The following is a 1,122-nucleotide window of genomic DNA, read 5'->3' as shown; positions in this document are numbered from 1 at the left end:
GACTAGCTGTACTGCCCCGTGAGGTTGGGGACGCGGCTGGCGGGTGGTTTGCCTCCGAGTGCGGTGTGTGCGCGATGGTGATTGTAGGTGTGGAGCCATCCGGCCAGTGCGTCCCGGCGCTGTTGTTCTGAGGTGTAGGGGCGGGCGTAGGCCCATTCGTCCATGAGGGTCCGGTTGTAGCGTTCGACCTTGCCGTTGGTCTGGGGGCGGTAGGGGCGGGTGCGCTTGTGGACGATGCCCGCGTCGGTCAGGGTCTGGCGCCAGAGCCTGGAGCGGTAGCAGGAGCCGTTGTCGGTCAGGACTCTGGCGACGGTGACGCCGGCGGCGGTGAAGAACGCCTGGGCGCGCCTCCAGAACGCGGCGGCCGACTCTTTGGTCTCGTCCGCGAGGATCTCGGTGTAGGCCAGGCGGGAGTGGTCGTCGACGGCGTTGTGTAGGTAGCCGTAGCCCAGTTTCGTGCGCGGGCCGGTGCCGTTGTTCGCGATCGGTGCGGAGGCGGTGCTGTTGCGGCTGCCCCGGGCCCGTCCGTGGACTTTGTGCCCGCCCCCATCGGGGATGTTGCCGAGCTTCTTGATGTCCACGTGCACCAGGTCGCCGGGGGCCTCGCGTTCGTAGCGGCGCACGACGGCGCCGGTCGCGCGGTCCAGGTGGGTGAGGCGGGCCAGGCCGTAGCGCGACAGGACACGGTGCACGGTCGCGGGGTTAAGGCCCAGCAGGTAGGCGATGCGGGCCGGTCCCCACCGGCGGGCCAGGCGGACTTTGATGATCCGGCGCTCGGTGCGCGACGGGGTCCGGCGCGGGCTCGAATGCGGACGGCTGGAGCGGTCCGCCATCCCGGCCACGCCCGACTCGCGGTACCGGTCGGCCCAGCGTTTGGCCGTGGTCGGCGAGACCTGGAAGCGCTCGGCCGCCCGGCGAAGCGGCCAGCCGTCCTCGACGATGCAGGTGGCCAGGCGCAACCGCCCGGTCTCGGTCAAAGGTGCGTTACGGTGGGGCATTGAGGGCCTGTCTGTCTTCGGCGTGCGAGTTTGGTCGCTACACACCGAGCCAGAAGGCCCTCACCCATTTCAAGATCCACCGCCAGTGAGCCGTGTCACTAACCTCTGTGGTCAGTACAACTAG

Annotated in this window: 1 protein-coding gene; it reads right to left on the bottom strand. The window is 69.3% G+C overall.

Annotated features, from left to right (window positions below):
* Window positions 1-2: 2 nt before the first annotated feature.
* Complete coding sequence (locus KDK95_RS34695) at window positions 3-998, bottom strand: IS481 family transposase (RefSeq protein WP_212522596.1); 996 nt, start codon at window positions 996-998, stop codon at window positions 3-5.
* Between the last annotated feature and the right edge of the window lie 124 nt (window positions 999-1,122).

It is taken from the genome of Actinospica acidithermotolerans (genome assembly GCF_018139625.1).
Classification (GTDB): domain Bacteria; phylum Actinomycetota; class Actinomycetes; order Streptomycetales; family Catenulisporaceae; genus Actinospica; species Actinospica acidithermotolerans.
The sequence above is the reverse complement of the archived record's forward strand: the minus strand, read 5'-3'. Positions and strand labels throughout refer to the sequence as shown.